The organism is Mesoplasma photuris ATCC 49581, assembly GCF_000702725.1.
Taxonomy (GTDB): domain Bacteria; phylum Bacillota_I; class Bacilli_A; order Mycoplasmatales; family Mycoplasmataceae; genus Tullyiplasma; species Tullyiplasma photuris.
In genome coordinates, this window is record NZ_JNJI01000003.1 from 20,117 (window position 1) to 41,043 (window position 20,927).

The following is a 20,927-nucleotide window of genomic DNA, read 5'->3' on the forward strand; positions in this document are numbered from 1 at the left end:
AAAGGGCACATTATGGCTAAAAAAATCATCGATAACAGTAACGTTGATCAAGAACAAGGAATTGTTGTTTATCCATTAGAAGATTTAATGGGTGATCGATTCGGACGTTATGCGAAATATATTATCCAAGAACGTGCTCTTCCTGATGTTCGTGATGGATTAAAACCAGTTCAAAGACGTATTTTATATGCGATGAACGAACTAAAATTGTTTAATGATAAACCATATAAAAAATCAGCCAGAATTGTTGGAGAAGTTATTGGTAAGTATCACCCACATGGTGATACTTCAATATATGAAGCTATGGTTCGTATGAGTCAAACTTGAAAACTAGGAATGCCTCTAATTGATATGCAAGGTAATAACGGTTCAATTGACGGTGATGGGGCTGCGGCAATGCGTTATACTGAAACTCGTTTAGCAAAAATTTCAGATATTTTATTAGATGACTTAGATAAAAACACAGTTATGTTTGCACCAAACTTTGATGATTCAGAAAAAGAACCAACAGTTCTACCAGCTTATTTTCCAAATATTTTAACAAACGGAAGTACAGGAATTGCTGCGGGTTACGCAACAAACATGCCACCACACAACTTAGGTGAATTGATTGATGCAACAATTAGATTAATCAAAACACCTAATACAAGAATTGATTCAATCTTAGAAATTGTTAAAGGACCAGATTTTCCAACCGGAGGTTTAGTTCAAGGACGTGAAGGAATTAAAGAAGCTTTTACAACTGGTAAAGGTAAAGTAATTATTAATTCTAAATGACATGAAGAAAAGGGAAATATCATTATTGATGAAATTCCTTATGAAGTTGTTAAACAAGATCTTGTTCGTAAAATTGGGGATACCATTGATGCTAACCCTGGATTAGGAATCAGAGAAATCAGAGATGAAACAGACCGAACAGGATTAAGAATCGCAATTGATCTATCAGATAAAGCAAATGTTGAAACTGTAAGAAAGTTTTTATTTAAAAATACACCACTATCAGTTTCATACAACTACAACAATGTTGTAATTGTTGATAAACAACCTCAACAATTAGGGATAATTGAAATTTTAAAAGCCTATATTGTTCATTACAAAGAAGTATTCACTCGTAGAACACAATTTGATCTAAATAAGGCAAATACACGTTTAGAAATCGTTTTAGGATTAATCAAAGCAATGTCTATTCTTGACGAAGTTATTAAAACAATTCGTAGTTCAACAAACAGAGGTGATGCAATTGCTAACTTAGTCGAAAAGCTACAATTTAGTCAACCACAAGCCACAGCAATTGCTGATATGCGTTTGTATCGATTAACTTCAACTGATATTGTAAAATTACAAGAAGAAAAAGATACTTTAGAATCATTAATTAAACATTTAGATGCTATTTTAAAAGATGAAACTGTTTTAGATAATGAAATAATTTCTCGATTAAAAGAAGTTAAAAAACAATTTGCAATTCCAAGAAGAAGTGAAGTAAGTGATTTAATTGAATCACTTGATGTTGAATTCAAAGATACACTTGTTGAAAAAGAATTTAGTTTATGAATTTCTAAAGATGGATATTTAAAAGGAATTGAAAATGCTGTTTTAGCTAAAAATGAGATGAGTACATTTGGTCGTAAACCAAATGATATGTGAATTTCACAAGCAATTGTTTCTAACTTAGAACACTTATTATTAGTTTCAAATAAAGGAACATACTATTCAATTCCTTTATATAAATTAACAATGAGTAAATGAAAAGATATGGGAGTACACATTAATACGTATGCCACAATGGATGGAAGTGAAGAAATTGTTGGTGCATTTATTTTAAAAGATATTGAACAAGCCACTCAACACATTATGTTAACAACAAAATTAGGAATGACTAAACGTACTCCGATTGTTGATTTGGCAACAAAAATTAATTCTAAAGGATTTAGAATTATGAAACTTGTTGATGATGATGTAATAGTATCTGCAAGTTTAGTATCATCTAAAACTAAAACAGTGATTATGATTACTGAAAAAGGATTTGGAGTAAGATACCATATTGAAGATATTCCTGTTCAAGGAACTAACTCAAAAGGGGTAAAAGCTTCAAACCTAAAAGATGATGTAATTATTTCAGGAAGAACACTTTCAGAATTTGATCAAGTAATGTTTATTACTGATAAAGATTCAATGAAGAAAGTCAATCCACTTGATATTCCACTATATGTTCGTCCTAAACGTGGAGTGCGTTTATTCCCAGAACGTAAACGTGGACAAGAATTCATTAAATTCGGATTTAGTGTTAATAATAACGATATTATTAAAACGATTGATGAAAATGATGAGTATGGTGAAATTACAGTCGCTAAATCAAAAGTATTATCACTTGATTCAACAACAGCTGATACTGGAATTGAAAATATTGTTAATGCAAATATTGAAACTCCAATTAGAATTGTTAATGGGGATTTACCTCCAGAGTCTAACTCTAACGATGGAGAAGAATATATCTCAAAAGTAGAACGTGATGCTACTCGTGAAGCTAATAAAGGTAAAGTATCAGCAAAAGTAACAGTAACTAAATCTTTAAAAGATGAAGCTGCTAATAAAGTTGCAGATATGACAACCGATTTATCTGATCTTTTAGGAGATTTATCTTCGGTTCTAGGTGGAGTAATTGCTAAACCGGATAAGAAAGAAAAAGAGAAGAAAAAAGAAGAAGCTTCAAAATTACAATTAGATTTTGATGATTTATTTGATTAAGAGGCTTTAACCTCTTTTTTATTTGATAAAATATATATAGAAGTTATATTTAAAGTTGGAGATACTATGAAAGAATTTAAAAAAGAATTAGGTCAAACTTTTACTCCTGAAAATATTGTGAATCAAATACTAGATGAGGGAAAATTTATTTCATCTGAAAAACTTTTTTTAAAAAAAGTCATGGAACCAAGTTTTGGAGATGGAGCATTTTTGATAAAAATAGTCGAAAGAGTCATCGAGTCATCTAAAAAAAATAAAATGAATTCAGAAGAAATTGAAAACGCGATGAATAATAATATTTTCGGATATGAAATAGATGAATATTTTTACAATAAAACTAAGGAAAATTTAAATGTAATATTAGAAAAAAATTTATTATCTCCTATTGAATGAAAAAATTTAAAAAATTCTTCTACGTACGAAATAGATATTAGCGATAACTCTTTTGATTATGTTTTTGGAAATCCTCCTTATATAAGAATTCAAAACATATCTGAAAAAGATAGAAAAATTATAAAAAATAAATTTTGTTTTGTTAAAAAAGGAAATATAGATTCTTATTTAGTATTTTTTGAAATAGGAATAAAAATACTAAATGAAAAAGGAATTCTTGGATACATTACACCTAATTCTTATTTAAGAAATAGATCAGCTTTTGAATTTAAAAGATATCTATTGGAAAATAATCTTTTGACTAAAATAATAGATTTTGATCATACGCAAATTTTTGAAGGAGTAACATCTTACACAGCAATAACTATGATATCTAAAAATAAAGGAAAAGATCAAAAATTTATATATAAAAATATGTCACCTTATAGAAAGGCTGAGTTCAATTTAAATTCTAAAAATTTAAATTGAGATGAAAAATGAATTTTTGGACTTAATAATAAAGGTAAAACTAGAATGGATGAAATTGTAGATATTAAATATGGTATAGCCACTCTAAGAGATAAAATTTTTATAGCCAATGGATTAAAATCTGATGGCGAGTATACTAAATTTAATAATTTTGAAATAGAAAGTTCAATTATTAAAAAAATAGTTAAAGGAACTAAAAATTCCGAAAATAAAATAGTTATATTTCCCTACGAAATAATAAATAAAGTGTATGTCAAAATACCAGAAAGTAAATTTAAAAAACATTATCCTAAAGCATATAAATATCTTTTATCTAATAAAAAAGAATTGCTGATTAGAGATATAGATTCAAATTCTGATTGATATCTTTTCGGAAGATCTCAAGGTATAAAAAATATGAATAATAAAAAAATAGTTATAAATAATATGATAAAAGATAAATTAGATTTTTCAATTTTAAATGATGATGAAATTGTTTATTCAGGTATTTTTTTAACAGTAAAAGATAATACTAAAAATATAAATGAAATTCTTGAAATTCTTAAATCAGATAAAATTGTTGATTATTTAAAAAAAATTGGAAAACCTCAAAGAGGAGAATATGTTTCTTTTAGTTCTAATGACTTGAAAGAATTTTTATTTTAAAAGGAGAGAAAATGGATTACAATAAATCTTTTTTAAAAACTATATCGGATAATTATAAAGACATAGCAAACGCTTTTATATCAAACCAATCGAAAGATCCATTAAGAAACGGTACAAAAGTTGATAATATTCATGCCTCAATAGCTAATAATATTTCCCAATGAATAGACACAGAAAAATTTAGAGTTGTTACTAAAAAAAATGATGTAAATTCAAAAGAATATAATTTTGATGGATTCTATAAACCTAAAAAATGCGACATAGCTATATTGGGAAGAAATAAATTTGAAAATCATGTTTTTGGAATAATAGAATTCAAAAATCATTTAAGTAGTATTGCTAAAAATTTTGGTAATAATTTAAATAACATGATTGGCGATAGTCTAAATATAAAATTAAATAAAACCCCTTTTTTCTATATAGAATGTTATCCCAAAGTTTCTCCGATACTTACAAAAGAAGGAAAAGTTACAAAAAATTATGAAATAACTAAAAATGATAATTTATTTCAAAAATCATTAGATTTATATAAAAATGTAAAAATAAAATCAGAAAAATTAAATTTTGATTCGTTGCCTGATGGCTTTTTAATTTTTGTATACGAAACTCCTTGAAAATTTTCAGAGGGATCAAATTATACAAACTCATTAGAAAAAATATTGAAATATAAAAGCGACCAATTTTATATACCTGAAAATTTGATAAGTAAAATGAATGAGCAAAAAGAAGTTTTTGTAAATGATTATGAAAATTTTTTAAAAAAAATAAATGAAACTGTGGAGGCAGAATATGCAAAAATTTCAAATAATGATAAATAATGAAAAAAAAATTAGGACAGACATAAGAAAAACATTAGCCATATTAATTAATTTAATTTTGAGTGATTCTGAATACAAAGAATTAAGTTATGAATTTGAAAACAATAATTTTTATATAAACAAAAAAGGCTATCCTGCAACTTATTTTTATAATGATAATAAGAATGAAGTAAATGCTATTTTCATCACAGAATTATCGGAATTTGATTTTATTGGAGAATCTGTAAATTTTGTTAATGCAATTAGAGACGGGAGTATAATGCATGATGAAACTTACAAAAAAGACTATGAATTTTTTTCAGACATAATAGAAAACGAAGAAGAAAAAAGTTATAAAATAAATATTTTTCTAAATTTAGAAACACCTTTAAATTCTAACGAATTTCAAAAAATAAATGAAAATTTAAATAAACTTAGAAAAAATAATGAAAATGTAGACTTTATCATAGAAACAACAGAATCTATTAATTTTAAAATCGAAGAAAAAAGCAATATTGAATTTAATGAAAATGAAGTTCTTTCAATATCTGATATGAAATATAATTTTGATTTTAAAACACCTATTTCGAGTACAGAAAATATTATAAAATTTAATACAAAAACAGAAAAAATATATGTTATTCCTATTTCAGCTGCATCTTTAGTATCTAGTTTTAAAAAGTATGGTAATTTAATGTTGGAGAGAAATGTTCGATTTTCTGTTGAATCAAATTCATCATCTATCAAAAATGTTGATGAAGGAATAAAGAAGACTATTGAAGAAAATCCAAATGATTTTTTCATGTTGAATAATGGTATAACAATCACTGCTCTCGGAGACGTTAAGGTTGATGAAGAAAATCATAAAATATCTTTAGAAAAATTCAATATAGTTAATGGAGCTCAAACCTTAACACAACTGTACAAATATTGTAGTAAAAAAAATAATATCTTTAATTCCAATTTAGTTTCTGAAATATTTATTTTAGCCAAAATAATTTCCCCAATTGATGAATTTTGCGAAGATTTTAACAAAAAAATAGATCAAATAACAAGGGCTGCAAATAGTCAAAAACCAATTGAACAACGAGATTTTTATTCTAATTCACAAGAAATGCTCGAACTAAGGGAAGAATTTAAAAATAATGGTCTTATTTTAGAAATTAAGAGAGGTCAGGATAATGAAAGAATTAAAAAAGAAATAGAATCAATTAGAGGAAAAGATTATATTATTCCTAAAAATATTGATAACGGTGTTCTTGGACAAAATGTATGTTCTACAATGATAATGCAACCTTATAAATCTTTTCAAATAAAAAAGAAAATTTTCGATGTAGAATCTAACTATAAACTTATATTCAAAAATAATAAGATTAAAACAAATGATTTTTTGGAAATTTATAAATTTTATAATCATCATGAACAGTTTGTAAAAAAAATAATGAATACTATAAATTTTAAAAATAATAAAGAATATGAAAATTTTGTTTCGGAATCTAAAACAAAATTGATTGTATATTCTATTTCTATATTTTATATAATTTCTGCAAATATCAAAAACATGAAACATGTTTGTGAAAACGGATCTAAATTCATATCGGAAAAAAATGTAATGAATTTTGAAAATCTAGTTTATGTTAATTTAGAAAACCCTTCATTAGCTTCAAAAGAATTGATTAGTGAAATTTTTTTAGAAGCATTTAATTTGTTCACTAAAAAAACCGATAATAAAGGTAAACCCTATACAAAAAGTGCATTTTTCTTTAAAGAAGAAACTTTTTATTCTATAATAGAATCTATTTTAATGCCTAAATTTAAAGGCGAACAAGAATTAAAAAATAAAATTTCTGATTTACAACAAATTTTTAAATAGAATACTCAATTTAAAAATTATAATAAAAATATTATTATAAAGGAGCTAATATGAAAATTCTAAAAAACGGTCAGGATTTCAATTCTTCGATCATTTCTCAAATTAAATTTAATGAAGATTCTAATCATTTATTAGTTATTTATAAATCTTCAGAAAATAAGGAATACGAATATTGTTTAAGAGATAAAAAAATTTGAGAAGAGCTTGTTAAAGCTGAATCTAAGGGAAAATTTATTGCAAGAAGATTGAAAAATAAAAAAGAATATAACATATATAAAAATAATTGTGAACACTTATAAAATAAGAAAAATAATATATATTTTCAAATTACAAAAATGCATAATTGAGATTATTTCTATATTTTATTTTTCATTAGATATAATAAAAAATAAGAGGAAAAATCATGGATATAATTCTTAAAAGAATAAATAAAATCATTGCTGATGGTACAAACGGAGATACTAATGTATCAATTGCAAAATTTATTTTAGATAATTTAAATTATGTTTCTGCACATAAAACATCTGAAATTGCAGATAAATGTAATGTGGCACCCTCATCAATTATTAGATTTTGCAAAATTATTGGTTTGGAAGGAATTAACGAACTTAAATTTATAATTAAAAAATCAAGAGATAGCATAAAATTAAGTATGGAATATGATGAATATTTTGAAAAATATTTAATTGCAAAAAATAATTCAGCAGCACTACTAAATGAAAATTTTTTAGATATTAGAGAAAACATAATTAGAATGTTTGCTAAAAAAAGAAATATTCATATTTTTTGTTTTAATATAGCTTTTTTTGCTACAAAAGGATTTGTTCAAAGGATGAGAAAAAAGCAATATAGTATTTTTTTAGAAGATGATATTTCATCAATTCAATCTTATATTGATGTTGTTAAAGAAGAGGATTTAGTAATTTTTGTGTCACTTTCTGGAGAAAATCATCTTCTTGAAGGTTTTTCAAAAAGCCTAGAAAATAAATGTGAAACATTTGCAATATTGGGAAAAGATACCGAATTTAAAAATGTTGTAGATGAATATTTTATTTTAGAAAATACTGAAGAAGAATTTTGAGACCTATTTTCTATAAGATCACAAACTCTTCAACAATTTTGAGATTATGTATTTCTTGAATCATAAAATCCATTCCAGTTTTGGGAATGGATTTTTAAATGTACAATCTTTATTGTTCATAATTTATAAAACATATTAAATAAAATTAGAAATAAATTATTTATTTCGAACATAGGAGGTTATATGTCTAATTTCAAATATGGATCTAAAATTTTTAATGAAAATTTGATAATAATCGATTCTGAATCTAAAACAAAAGAAGAAGCACTTCATGAGCTTTCTGTTTTAGGTAAAGAAAACGGTGTAGTTTTAAAAATTTCTGATTTAGAAAATGGATTTAAAGCTAGAGAACTTGAAGGTTCTACTGGTTTAGAAGACGGTTTTGCTATTCCTCATGCAAGAATTTCTCAAATTAAAGAAGCGAGAATTGCTTTTATTCGTTTTAAAGAAGAAATCGAATGAGAAACACTTGATAATAGCAAAGTCAAAGTAGCAATTGCATTAATGGTTCCTGATGATGATAATTCAAAAGAACATATTACATTAATGTCAAAAGTTGCTCAAAAACTTATCGAACAAGAAATAAAAGATAACTTAAAAAAAGAAGTAAATGTAGAAAAAATAATTGATCTACTTTTCAATGAAGAACCTATAAAGAGAGATGAAAAACAAACTGAAAAACAAGGATATCTAATTGCTATCACAGGTTGTCCAGCCGGAGTTGCTCATACTTATATGTCTGCTAAAAAAATTGCAGATTATGCTACAGAAAAAGGATGACAAGTAAAAGTTGAAAAACAAGGTGCTAACGGGATCGAAGATAGATTAACTTCTGATGATGTTAAAAATGCGAACGCATTATTAATTTCTGCTGATATTAATCCTAGGGATATAGAGAGATTTGAAAATATTCCTACAATTAGAACATCGGTCGCAGAACCTCTACATGATATGGATAATATTTGAAATAAAATAATTAATATTAAACAAAATGTAGATGATCAAAAAATTCCTACAAATCAAAATGCTTCAAAAGAAGAGTCTTTAAATTTTAAAGCAAAATTTAGAAAAGAAGCAAAATCCTTAAAAGATGCTATTCTTACAGGTATTAGTTTTGTTGTTCCAGTAATTGTTGCAGGAACAACCATTGTAGCATTGATTACCATTATTACTCAAATTGCTGGAGCAGATAATATTGCTCAAAATGCAAATTGATTAAATGAATTATCTAGTGTTGCTGGTCAGTCATTGAGTGTTTTATTAGCACCAATATTAGCAGCTTATATTGCTTATGCGATGGCTGATAAACCTGGTTTATTCCCGGGATTCTTAGGTGGACTTGCATGTAATAATATTGTCAGACAAAAATCGATTATTATTGATGGTGAAGAAACTATAGTTGATGTGGTTAACGGATTAGGTTTCTTAGGAGGTCTAATAGTTGGTATACTTGTTGGTTATATGATGATTGCATTTAAAAAATGAATGGTAAGTAAAAAATTCCAATCAGTTTTAACTTGATTCGTGTATCCTGTATTGTCTTCATTAATTATTATTTCATTAGTATTATTTGGTATTGGAACTCCGATTGCAATTGTGGTTGAAGCAATTTTTGACGGCTTAACTAAATTGCAAGAATCTGGATTTGCAGCAATTGCTGGAATCATAGTTGGAATGCTTTGTGTATTTGATTTAGGTGGTCCAATGAATAAAGTGGCTTGAGCATTTGGATTTGCTTCCTTTACACAAGCTCAAGCAACTGGAAATATGGCTTTATTAGTACCATATACAGCCTTTTGAGCTGCAGGAATCGGTACTGGATGAACAACTACATTAGTTACTACTTTAGGTAGAAAATGATGTACAAAAGAAGAAAAAGATGCCGGTAAAATTTCTTGAGTTATGTCATCTTTAGGAATAACTGAAGGAAGTATTCCATTAATGCTTTCTGATCCATTTAAAGTAATTCCAGGATTCTTAGTTGGAGGAGCAGTTTCAGGTGGATTAACATATGCACTAGGTTTAGGTTCAACAATTACAGGTGGAGGATTTATAACTGTTGCTGGTGTTACTTCAATTACTGGATCAATGGCTGTGTGAGCTGCAATATTAGCATTCATAGGTATTGCTATATTGGGTTCATTAATTTCAACAGCAATTATTATCGGATTGAAAGCACTAGGAGCAAATCCTGAACTAGAAGAAAAAATTAAAATCAAAACTGTTAAAGTTTTAACATTTGGTAAAGTTAATTTACCTAAAAAACAAAATAAAATTAAATAAAAATAGGAGGTGTTTTATGGATAAAAAATTCGAAACAGCAGTTAATAGAGAAAATAGTTTAGAAAGAAAGTCTGATAAAAAGTATCTTTCAAATAACTATCCAGTTAGTTTAGATAAAAAAATTATTAATAGTTCAATTGCTGATCTTAATTTTGAAACACCTTACGAAATTTGTGAAGCTATCAAAAAAAGAGCTAATATTAGAAGTTTTAGTTATACATATATTAGTGACGATAGTCTTTCAGCAATTCAAAGTTGATACAAAAATGAACACAAATCAGATATAAATTTAACTGAAATAAAATTGGTTCATGGAACTGTTAATGCAATGTATCAAATAGTGCAAAGTTTTACTAATGTTGGAGATTCAATACTTATTCAAACTCCGATCTACGAACCTTTTGCTAGATGTATTTTACATAATGATAGAAAAATCGTTGAAAATAAATTAATTTTTGAAAATAACACATACAAAATTGATTTCAAAAAACTAGAAGCATCAATCAAAGAAAACAATATTAAATTATTTTTATTCTGTAATCCTCATAATCCTGGTGGTAAAAATTGAAACAATGAAGATTTAAAAGAAATTATCGATATTTGTTTAAGAAATAATGTAATATTATTTTCTGATGAAGTTCATAGTGATTTAGATTATTCGAATAATTTTACAACCTTATTAAAATATAAAGAAATACATAAATTATTAATAATTGCCAATTCGCCTAACAAACCGTTCAATCTTGGGGGATTAAAAGGATCTTACTTAGTAATAAAAAATCCTAATTTAAAAAAAATAATTGATCAAAATTATGAAAAGAATTCATTAACTTCTCCAAATGTTTTTTTACAACCAGCCATTATTGAAGCATACACAAATCCTAATGTTAAGAAATGATTAGATGATCTTAAAGATATTATGAAAAGTAATTTTGAGTTTTTTAAATCAGAAACATCTGAAATGAAATTTGAAATTTTTGAGAGCGAATCTTCATATTTACCATGAATAAAATTTAATTACGAAATTACAGATGAAGAATTTAAACAAGCTTGTTTTAAAGAAAATTTAATTTTTAATTTCTATGATAATTTTTATGGCGCTGAAAGAAAATGGTTTAGATTGAATACTGGTTGTCCAAGAGAAGAAATTGAGTTAACAATAAAAATATTAAAAAATATTTTTGAAAAATAGAAAGAAAAATATGAAAGTAATTAATACAAAAAATGCACCTCAAGCAATTGGTCCATACGTACAAGCTATAAAAATTGAAAATGGTACTTTATATACTTCTGGTCAATTAGGATTGAACCCAGAAACTATGAAATTACCTGAAACAATCGAAGAACAAACAAGAAATATTTTCAGTAATATAGATGCTATTTTAGCTGAAGCTGGATATACTAAAAATGATGTTATAAAAACATTAGTTCTTTTAGACGATCTAAATAATTTTTCTAAATGTAATGAAATTTATGCAGAATATTTTGATAAAAATAAACCAGCAAGAAGCGCATTTCAGGTAGCTGCATTACCTATGAATGCTAAAATAGAAATTGAATTCATAGCCTTTAAAAAATAAATCATTTTCTATTATGCAAAAAAATTGTTTTATTATTTTTTATAGCGCAACAATTAAATATAAATTTATAAATTATTAAAATATTTATATAGGAGAAAATATGAAAATAATCAATACAAATAAAGCGCCTGGAGCTGTAGGTCCCTATGTACAAGGTATTCAAATAGAAAATGGAACATTATATTTATCTGGTCAGTTAGGTTTAGATTATAAAACTATGAAAATGCCAGAGACTATTGAAGAACAAACTGTAAATAGTTTAAAAAATATTGAACAAATTTTGAATGAGGCTGGATATAAAAAAGAAAATATTATTAAAACATTAGTATTATTAGATGATATAAATGATTTTGCAAAAGTTAATGTTATTTATTCTGATTTCTTCGGAAATCACAAACCAGCTAGAAGTGCATTTCAAGTTGGAGCATTACCATTAAAAGGAAAAATTGAAATAGAAGTAATTGCATATAAATAAAAAAAACCATTTCTGGTTTTTTTATTTGTTAAATTTATAATTATATTGTTTTCAAGATTTTGATGTTTCAGCAAAAGAGATAACGGCTTCTTTTTTATTTAAACCTAATCTATTAGAAATAGAATCAATTAATAAATTTGTAATAACTAATAGAGATATTTTTGAGTTAAGTGAGTAAAAATCGTCATCCTTGTGCATTGTTTTTAACAATATTTTATGTTTTGCATTTTTATAATATTCGCTCTTAGAAGATGAAGTAATTAGTATAATGTCTATATTTCTTGCTTTTAATTCATCTTGAATAAAACATATTTCTTTTGTTGTTAACGTTTTACTAATTATTATTCATATGCTATCTTGTACATCTTCTTTTTTATATTGACTGAATACTTTTAATGCATCATAAAAATTTTCTAAATTATATGAATTAATTTTCATATCTCTGAAATATTTGTTTAGTTGATTACACATATATTCAGAAAAACCAATTCCATATAGATATATGGTTTTTCCAGAAGTTATTTCATCTATTATCAAATCAATTTCTGCTGGATTTATATTATTCAAAGTCTCATCTATTGCAAATTTATTTTGAAATTTAAAGTTATTTATCAATTCTTCAATTTTATCATAATGATCTAAATGTTTTATATCTTTAATTTCTTCAACTTTATAAAGGATGTTATCTCTAAAATCTTTATAACTTTTATATCCCATTCTAATTACTGCACGGGATACGGAAGATGCATTTACAAAAAGCAAATCAGCAATTTGATTAATCGTTTTATCTTTGAAAATTTCGGGATTTTCATTTACTAGTTCTATAATTCTATATTCAGTAGTATCTTTTTTAAATTTTTCATTAAGTAATATTTTCATGTTTTGTTCTCCAAGTTCATTATGCAATTAAATTGTTAAAAAAACAACAAAGGCGCAAATGAGTTATAAAAAAAAGCTTTTTCATATAATAAAAATGAAAGGAGGTAATTATGGAAAAATTAGATAGAAAAAATAGTTATGATAGAAAATGAAATATGGAACATTTGCGAGAGAAATATCATGTAGAAGATAATGTCATACCTAATCATGTTGCTGATTTCGATTATCCAACACCAGAATTTATTTTCGACCAGATAAAAGAAAGATGTAATTTTAAATCTTTAAGTTATTTTTCAGTAGATGAAGAATTTTATGATGCATTTAAATTTTGATATAAAGAAATGAAAAATATAGAAATTGAAAAAGGATGAATAAATTATTCATACGGTGTTTTCTTTTCTATGGCAGCTATTTTAAATACGAAAACAAACATAGGTGATTCAATTTTGATAAACACTCCATGTTATAGTCCTTTTGTTAGAGTTTGTTTATTAAATGATAGAAAACCAATTATGAATAAATTAATTTTAAAAAATAATAAATATGAATTGGATTTGTATCAAATTGAAAAAGATATCATCGAAAACAATATTAAGTTATTTTTATTTTGTAACCCATTAAATCCAACGGGAAGACTTTGAACACTAGAAGAATTAAATGCAATTGCTTCAATATGTAAAAAACATAATGTTATTTTAGTTTCTGATGAAGTGCATGGAGATTTAGTATCTTATAAAGAAGGATTTAATACAGTTTTGAAAACTAATGAAGAATATAAAAATAATGTAATAGTTTTTTCATCAGCTACAAAAGCCTTTAACATTGGTGGAATGTCTAGTTCTTATATGATATCTAAAAATATTGATTTGCTTAAAGAACTTTGAAGCTATCAAGAAAAAATATGATTAGGAAATTCAAATGTATTTGGTGTGGAAGTTATGAAAGCTGCATATACTCAAAAAGGAATCGAATGATCTAAAGAGATGTCGGTACATCATAATAATATGTTTGAATTGACTAAAAAATTCGTTGAAGAAAATGATTTGCCCTTGAAAGTATTGGATTTACATGCTGGCTTCTGTGTTTCGGTTGTAGTTGAAAAACACTTATCTGAATTAGAAAAATATAAAAAGGAATTTATTAAAAATGGTTTACTAGTTAGGTTTAGCAATGAATTCTATGACTACGATAATTTCTGATTTAGAATCATATTATCAACTGACGAAAAAACTATAAAAGAAATATTAGAACGAATTAAAAAAGTTTTTAAAAAATAGGAGGAAAAATGTCTGATTTAAAAAATACAACTCCTAACGACAATAAGAAAAAGGTTAAGAAATTTGTCGGAAAAAGAGGAAAAAATTCGGAAAAAAAACTGAGTCAAAAAATCGAAGATACAATGCTACCGATTTTTGCAAAAGTTGGTTCATTTCCGATATTGGTTACAATTAGAGATGCGTTTGCTTTAATGATTCCAGTTATCATAGCAGGATCATTAGGTATTCTTGGTAGTGCGTTTTTATTTGGTGGTGGAGCTACAGGGTCATCACTTTCAACCTCAGTTATTGGTTGAATTGCTAAATGATCTGGATTTGTAGAAACTTCTACAGGAGATGGTGGAACTACTTTATGAGCATTACAAGGTGCGTTCGCTGATGTTGCTGATATTGGTAACAAATTATTTTCAATCATCAATACTGCGACAATGGGAGCATTAAGTTTATATGCATCATTCTTCATTGCTTGAAGATGGGCTGCTCTTAAGGATTCTCAAAATCCAATTTTAGCTGGACTAACAGGTTTGGCTTCATTCCTTATAATCACAGAAGTAAATCCTTTCTTCTTTGATGCAACAGGATTATTAGCAACATTATTAATTTCTTTTATTACTTCTCAATTATTTATTATTTTTGAAAGAAGTAAAAAGATTCAAATTAAATTACCTTCATCAGTTCCACCAACTGTTTCAAAGGGTTTTGCCGCACTATTCCCAATTGTGTTTGTATTATTAATTGTTGCATCACTAAATACTATTGCTTGATCAATTGGTTTATATGCTAATTTAGATATTGAATCTAAAGGTGAAGTAGTATTCGCTGCAGGAGAATATGGTTTTGCAGGTTTATTTTTTAGATTTATATCTGCTCCATTCTTAGCTTTTGCTTCATCATCAAGTGGTGGTTTAGGAATTGGAATGTTCTATATTTCAATGTATGGGTTATTCTGATTCTTCGGAATTCACGGTGGAAATGTTCTGAATGGGGTTTTTTACCCAGTTTGATTCGGACTTATTTCAACAAATGCACAAGCTATTGCGGATGGAATGTCTGCAACAGATCCATCATTGGCGGTATTTAATATGGCATTTTGAGAAACATATGTCATGACAACAGGTTGAGGAATAACGGGAGCTATGGTTCTTGGAACAATAATTTTTTCAAAACAACAGAAATATAAAGAATTAAATAAAATTTGTGGTCCAGCAGCTATATTTAATATTAATGAACCAGTTACTTTTGGATATCCATTGATGTTAAATCCTATTCTGGGACTGGCCGCTATTCCAGTAATGCCTATTTTCACAATAGTGGCATGATTATTTGTAGGTCCTCTAGGACTAGTATCTAAATCTTATATTTATGCTCCATGAACAATGCCTGTTGGTATTGGAGCATTATTCTCATCTGGAATGGATTGAAAAGCAGCGGTTCTAGCTATAGGAATATTTGTTGGAGCATTCATATACTATATTCCATTCATTTTAATTAATGAAAAATATGAAAATAAATTAGCGGCAGCAGCATTAAGTAAGCAAGAACCTAAAGAAAGTATTTCTAAGGAAGCTGAAGATATTTTTGCAGCAGCAGCAAAGAAAGGTAAATAATGTTAAATTACGAAAAAATTGCATTTGGAATAATTTCAAGTGCTGGTTCAGCTAAATCATATGCATTTGAAGCTATTTCAGAAGCTGAAGATGGAAATTATGACCAAGCAAATAAATTAATTGAACTTGGACGAGAAGATATCATAAAAGCAGAACAAGTTCATATGGAAACAATTTCATTTGAAGCTCAAGGTAATAAATTAGAATTTTCGATATTATTAATGCATGCTGAAGATCAAATGATGAGTGCACAAATGTTATTGGAAATGGCTGAAAAATTTATTAATGTTTATGAAAAAATGGAGGCTAAATAATGGCAACATATAATATAACTTTAGCTTGTGCATTTGGTGCAAGCACATCAAATATAGTAAAAAAAATGAGAGAGGTTGCTGATGAAAACAATATCGATGCAGATATTCAAGCTATACCTACTACTGAAGCAATTAAAAGAGTTTCAGAATTTAGTATAATTTTATTAGGACCACAAGTTAGATATGAATTGAAGCGTTTCAAGAAAGAAGCTGATAAATTCGATATCCCAGTAATTGATATCCCGAGTGATTTGTACGGTGATAACGACGGTAAAAGTATTTTGGCTTTAGCTCTTAAAACCTTAATGAACAAATAGGAGAATTATGAAATTAAAAAATATAGTTATCAATGATAAAGATTTTATAAATGATCAAAGATATTTAAGTTTATTTGATGATAAGAAAAGATTGTTAAATTATAATAAGAAACTTAAAATAAAAAATAATTTAAGTAATGATAAATCTTTAGAAGAACTATGAAATCTTATAGAACTTTTTATAACTAAAGAGTTGAGAACTGTTAAAACAAATGAAAAAAAGTTAATAGTAGGAAATGACGTTTATTTAAAAAAGGCTAAACATATTGTTTATAATGTAATTGAAAATAATAACAACAATATAATATTAAAAACAGAATGAAATGATATAACTTATTTCATTCAATATATTATTAGAAAAACTTCTTCATCAAAAACTATACTATCAATTTCTGAAATAGCAGTATATCCATATATAGTTTCTGGTATAAATGGAGACAAAATTAAAGCAAAAAATAGACAGTCTTTTAAAAGTCTTTGAAAAACCCTTGATAAATATATAAAAAATAATTTTTAAATTAAAAAGAGCTTTAGCTCTTTTTAATTTGTTAAGACTGCAATAATTACCATTATTATGCCTAAAGTAAACCCTGTAACAAAACTAAAAAGCAAAAGCTTCTTTTTATTTGAAATAGAAATCTTGTTACTTTTTAATAAAAAATTATGCCCTATTCAAATAAAAAAAGGTGCTAAAAAACAAATTGCAGCAATTACAATCAATATCATTGTTGATGTTTCCAAAACATTATCTCCTATTAATATGATTATATATTTTTTTAATTTTATTGCTTTGTGAATCAATAAAAAATATATAGAGTTTTATAATTAATTCACAAATGTATTTATTATTTTTTAGCTATTTGTATTCTAATTTCTTTAAGAATCTGTACGATTTTTATTCATTCATCTTTTGATAAATTTTAGATATAAAAAAACTACACCTTCCTTTTGGAAGTATAGATTTTATTTTTCCTAGTTTAGATTTCTGTCTTGCTTATTTTTTAATGTAAAGTTATTTATGGAGGTGAATAATTTGAATTTCGTTAGTTACACAAATATAATTAGAAATCTATCATTAGCATACATCGACTCAACAGATAAGCTAATTGCTCAAGAGATGATGAAATGTATTAATAATAGAAAGTTTTTAAAACAAACAATTTTTTCAGATATATGTAATGTTTCACCCAGTGTAATTACAGCATTTTGTAAAAGAATTAAAGTTCCAGGATACAAAGAACTTGTATACAAGTTGCAGCTTGAAACAGAAATGATGGATAACTTTAGAAGTAACATTCTCGAAATTGAGGGAAATACATCAAGAACTCTTGAAAGTATTTCAACTTTATTTTTTGAAATAAGACCACTACTGAATAATATTATCAACGTATTAAATGCAAGAAAAGAAGTTGTAATCGTCAGCACATTTCAAACAATTGAGTCCTGTTTATTTTTAGAAAAACTTTTGAGACAAAAGGGAATAAAAGTAAATGTTATTGATTGATCACTAAATCTTAACGAAGTGACAAAAATAGTCGATACACCAGCCATTTATTTTGCTTTTGGTCCAGATAATTTCAGACTTCATAATTTATACAATGCATCAAAAGAAAACAAATTCAACTTTTTATTCTCATCAAGTTTCCAAGTTAGCAAACTTGATATTAATGAAGACAACTCTTTTATTGTAAATCCTGAAACAAAACTTAATAGTTGAATGTACAGAAAAGTAATTATGGAACTAATATCCATTCTAATTTTTGAAAAAATTCTCTAAATTACTTTTGATTTAGAGAATTTTTTTTCTACATATGTAATCAATAATATATATGGGAGGAAAATAAAATGAAAGCAGTAATGATAATGTTTGACACTTTAACACGAAAATTTTTACCAAACTATGGAAATGATTGAGTTAAAGCTCCAAATTTTGAAAGGTTAGGTAAAAAAACAATAACCTTCGAAAATTTTTATGCTGGTAGTATGCCTTGTATGCCGGCTAGAAGAGAAATACACACAGGTAAATATAACTTTTTACATAGAGGGTGAGGACCACTCGAGCCATTTGATAAATCAATTTTTGATTTAATGACTGAAAAAGGAATATACACTCATTTAATAACAGATCACTCTCATTATTTTGAAGATGGTGGAGCAACTTATCATAATCGTTATAGTACTTGAGAAGGTTACAGAGGACAAGAAGGCGATAGATGGGTCCCAAGAGATAGCGGCAAATCCGATATAAGCAATAACTCTTTAAATAAAAAAGGTATCTCATGAGAACAACACTTTGCAAATAGAGAAAGAATGCAAGAAGAAAAAGATTATCCTAGTGTACTCACTATGGAGTCTGGATTAGACTTTATCAAGAGACACAAGGATTTAGATGACTGATTTGTACAAATAGAAACTTTCGATCCGCATGAGCCATTCCTTGTTCCAGATGAATATAGAGTATTGTATGAAAAAGTTATTAGTGATGACTTACCATTTTTCCCATTATATCAACATTTACCAGAAGGATATGATGCAAAACAAGTTGAACAAATGAGGAAAGAGTATGCAGCATTAATTACAATGGTTGATAAATATTTAGGTAAAATATTGGATTACTTCGATGAAAATGATTTATGAAAAGATACAATGTTAATTGTAAATACTGATCATGGTTTTTTACTAGGAGAACATGATTTTATTGGTAAAAATATAATGCCATTTTTTGATGAAATAATACACACGCCATTTTTCTTACACGTCCCAGAATATGCAGGTTTGGATGGTACAAGAATTGATGCCGTATCTCAAACAATTGATATTGCACCAACGATTTTGGAATACTTCAAATTAGAGAGAAAAGAAGGTTATGTAAGTAATGGAAAATCATTACTAAATCTCATTAAGGATGAAGAGTTAAAAAACCACGACATAATTGTTTTTGGTGAAAAAGGTGGATTTGTTTCTATGTATGATGGTAAGTATATTTTTATAAAATCATCTGTAAAAAGTGACAACTTACCTGTAACATTACAAACGCTTTCATTTACAAATATGAGGGGATTTATTTCTGAAGATGATATTAAAACCATGAAGCTAATTCCTGGTTCAAACTTTTCAAATCAAATACCAATGGTAGAAATTAATTTATCAAAAAACCACAAAGATACATTTAAATTTGGTGATTTTTTATTCGATTTAGAAAATGATCCGGAACAAAAAAACAATATTAAAGATAAAAAGCTAATTGAATTAATGAATAAAAAATTAAAACAAAAATTAATTGAACTTGAAGTTCCGAACGATGAATTTAAGAGGCTAGGTTTATAATGGAAATGATTTTAATAAAAGGTGGAAATTTCAGAATGGGCAAAAAAAGTGATGTAGGTAAAGCTACAGATCTTGAATGACCAGAGCAAAATTTATCTGTAAAAGATTTTTACATGGATACAACACCAGTAACAAATGAAGAATTTAGTAAGTTTATCAAAGAAACAAATTATGTGACTGATGCTGAAAAGATTGGCACATCATATGTATTTAAATTATTGATTGATGAAAATAAACGTAATGAACTTGATAAATTAAATGTAATTAACTGATGATATGACATTAAAGGTGCAACATGAAAAACTCCAGAAGGTCCAAATACAAACATAGATTCTAGAATGGATCATCCCGTTGTTCATGTGTCAAGAAATGATGCATTAGAATATTGCAAATGAGCGGGGAAAAGATTACCGACTGAATTTGAATTTGAATATGCAGCACGTGCAGGTTTGATCGACAAAAACTTTCCTTGAGGTAATGAAGTTAAAAATGAAAAAGGTGAATGACTATTAAACATTTGACAAGGAAAGTTTCCTATAACTAACGATGTTGAAGATGGTTATCTAGGAACCGCTCCAGTAAAAGCGTTCCCACCAAATAATTTTGGTTTATATCAAATGGTAGGAAATGTATGAGAATGACAATTAAATAGAAGATGAATTCCTTTGGATAAATTTAAAAATTTTGAAATAGAAAAAGAATGGGATAAGAATAATAAAATTAGTAATGATGAATATGCATTACGTGGAGGCTCTTTCTTATGTACTGATGATTTCTGTGCAAGATATAGAGTTTTCTCAAGAAATGGAAATTCAGCAAAATCCACATCTAGCAACTTAAGTTTTAGATGTGTGAAATAAATAAAG

Annotated in this window: 20 protein-coding genes; 19 read left to right on the forward strand and 1 reads right to left on the reverse strand. The window is 26.6% G+C overall.

Features of this window, described 5'->3' with window-relative positions; all coding sequences use genetic code 4:
• Nucleotides 1-12 precede the first annotated feature (12 nt).
• From parC to T347_RS0101850, 10 genes are all read left to right on the forward strand, one after another.
• Complete coding sequence (gene parC / locus T347_RS0101805; protein WP_051636024.1) at nucleotides 13-2,745, forward strand: DNA topoisomerase IV subunit A; 2,733 nt, start codon at nucleotides 13-15, stop codon at nucleotides 2,743-2,745.
• A gap of 66 nt (nucleotides 2,746-2,811) precedes the next feature.
• Entirely contained in the window at nucleotides 2,812-4,251 is a 1,440-nt protein-coding gene (locus T347_RS0101810; RefSeq protein ID WP_031542696.1) for an Eco57I restriction-modification methylase domain-containing protein, read from the forward strand.
• An 11-nt stretch (nucleotides 4,252-4,262) separates the two neighbouring features.
• On the forward strand, nucleotides 4,263-5,069 hold the full coding sequence (locus tag T347_RS0101815; protein WP_031542698.1) for a hypothetical protein: 807 nt from the start codon (nucleotides 4,263-4,265) through the stop codon (nucleotides 5,067-5,069).
• On the forward strand, nucleotides 5,041-6,921 hold the full coding sequence (locus T347_RS0101820) for an AIPR family protein (RefSeq protein ID WP_031542701.1): 1,881 nt from the start codon (nucleotides 5,041-5,043) through the stop codon (nucleotides 6,919-6,921). The genes T347_RS0101815 and T347_RS0101820 overlap by 29 nt, the downstream gene beginning before the upstream one ends.
• Nucleotides 6,922-6,971: 50 nt before the next feature.
• Nucleotides 6,972-7,220: a KTSC domain-containing protein gene (locus T347_RS0101825; RefSeq protein ID WP_031542702.1), complete on the forward strand. Its 249-nt coding sequence runs from the start codon at nucleotides 6,972-6,974 to the stop codon at nucleotides 7,218-7,220.
• A gap of 104 nt (nucleotides 7,221-7,324) precedes the next feature.
• Nucleotides 7,325-8,068: a MurR/RpiR family transcriptional regulator gene (locus tag T347_RS0101830; RefSeq protein ID WP_031542704.1), complete on the forward strand. Its 744-nt coding sequence runs from the start codon at nucleotides 7,325-7,327 to the stop codon at nucleotides 8,066-8,068.
• 117 nt (nucleotides 8,069-8,185) lie between these two features.
• Nucleotides 8,186-10,285 (forward strand): fructose-specific PTS transporter subunit EIIC, encoded by a 2,100-nt coding sequence (locus T347_RS0101835; RefSeq protein ID WP_051636025.1) that lies wholly within the window; start codon nucleotides 8,186-8,188, stop codon nucleotides 10,283-10,285.
• A 16-nt stretch (nucleotides 10,286-10,301) separates the two neighbouring features.
• Nucleotides 10,302-11,477, forward strand: a complete 1,176-nt coding sequence (locus T347_RS0101840; RefSeq protein WP_031542709.1) for an aminotransferase class I/II-fold pyridoxal phosphate-dependent enzyme — start codon at nucleotides 10,302-10,304, stop codon at nucleotides 11,475-11,477.
• Between the two features lie 10 nt (nucleotides 11,478-11,487).
• Nucleotides 11,488-11,865 (forward strand): RidA family protein, encoded by a 378-nt coding sequence (locus T347_RS0101845; protein WP_031542711.1) that lies wholly within the window; start codon nucleotides 11,488-11,490, stop codon nucleotides 11,863-11,865.
• A gap of 100 nt (nucleotides 11,866-11,965) precedes the next feature.
• Nucleotides 11,966-12,340, forward strand: coding sequence for a Rid family detoxifying hydrolase (locus T347_RS0101850; protein WP_031542713.1), 375 nt, complete (start codon nucleotides 11,966-11,968; stop codon nucleotides 12,338-12,340).
• 21 nt (nucleotides 12,341-12,361) lie between these two features.
• Here the strand turns inward: T347_RS0101850 and T347_RS0101855 are convergent, their stop codons facing one another.
• Nucleotides 12,362-13,219: a MurR/RpiR family transcriptional regulator gene (locus T347_RS0101855; RefSeq protein ID WP_031542715.1), complete on the reverse strand. Its 858-nt coding sequence runs from the start codon at nucleotides 13,217-13,219 to the stop codon at nucleotides 12,362-12,364.
• A gap of 110 nt (nucleotides 13,220-13,329) precedes the next feature.
• Here T347_RS0101855 and T347_RS0101860 point away from each other — a divergent pair, with 110 nt between their 5' ends.
• From T347_RS0101860 to T347_RS0101900, 9 genes are all read left to right on the forward strand, one after another.
• Complete coding sequence (locus T347_RS0101860; protein WP_031542716.1) at nucleotides 13,330-14,496, forward strand: aminotransferase class I/II-fold pyridoxal phosphate-dependent enzyme; 1,167 nt, start codon at nucleotides 13,330-13,332, stop codon at nucleotides 14,494-14,496.
• Nucleotides 14,497-14,504: 8 nt separating this feature from the next.
• Complete coding sequence (locus T347_RS0101865; RefSeq protein ID WP_031542719.1) at nucleotides 14,505-16,103, forward strand: PTS sugar transporter subunit IIC; 1,599 nt, start codon at nucleotides 14,505-14,507, stop codon at nucleotides 16,101-16,103.
• Entirely contained in the window at nucleotides 16,103-16,417 is a 315-nt protein-coding gene (locus T347_RS0101870; protein WP_031542721.1) for a PTS lactose/cellobiose transporter subunit IIA, read from the forward strand. Before T347_RS0101865 ends, T347_RS0101870 begins: the two co-directional genes overlap by 1 nt.
• Nucleotides 16,417-16,734: a PTS sugar transporter subunit IIB gene (locus T347_RS0101875; RefSeq protein WP_031542723.1), complete on the forward strand. Its 318-nt coding sequence runs from the start codon at nucleotides 16,417-16,419 to the stop codon at nucleotides 16,732-16,734. Before T347_RS0101870 ends, T347_RS0101875 begins: the two co-directional genes overlap by 1 nt.
• Nucleotides 16,735-16,741: 7 nt before the next feature.
• The gene (locus tag T347_RS0101880) at nucleotides 16,742-17,251 is read left to right on the forward strand and encodes a hypothetical protein (protein WP_031542725.1); all 510 of its coding nucleotides are present in this window, start codon (nucleotides 16,742-16,744) and stop codon (nucleotides 17,249-17,251) included.
• Between the two features lie 57 nt (nucleotides 17,252-17,308).
• Nucleotides 17,309-17,563 carry a hypothetical protein gene (locus T347_RS03885; RefSeq protein WP_169734477.1) on the forward strand — a complete coding sequence of 85 codons (255 nt, stop codon included), beginning with the start codon at nucleotides 17,309-17,311 and terminating at the stop codon, nucleotides 17,561-17,563.
• A gap of 204 nt (nucleotides 17,564-17,767) precedes the next feature.
• Nucleotides 17,768-18,511, forward strand: a complete 744-nt coding sequence (locus T347_RS0101890; RefSeq protein WP_031542729.1) for a MurR/RpiR family transcriptional regulator — start codon at nucleotides 17,768-17,770, stop codon at nucleotides 18,509-18,511.
• Nucleotides 18,512-18,579: 68 nt separating this feature from the next.
• Nucleotides 18,580-20,061, forward strand: a complete 1,482-nt coding sequence (locus T347_RS0101895) for a sulfatase (protein WP_031542731.1) — start codon at nucleotides 18,580-18,582, stop codon at nucleotides 20,059-20,061.
• Nucleotides 20,062-20,066: 5 nt separating this feature from the next.
• Nucleotides 20,067-20,921 carry a formylglycine-generating enzyme family protein gene (locus tag T347_RS0101900; RefSeq protein WP_031542734.1) on the forward strand — a complete coding sequence of 285 codons (855 nt, stop codon included), beginning with the start codon at nucleotides 20,067-20,069 and terminating at the stop codon, nucleotides 20,919-20,921.
• Nucleotides 20,922-20,927: the final 6 nt, after the last annotated feature.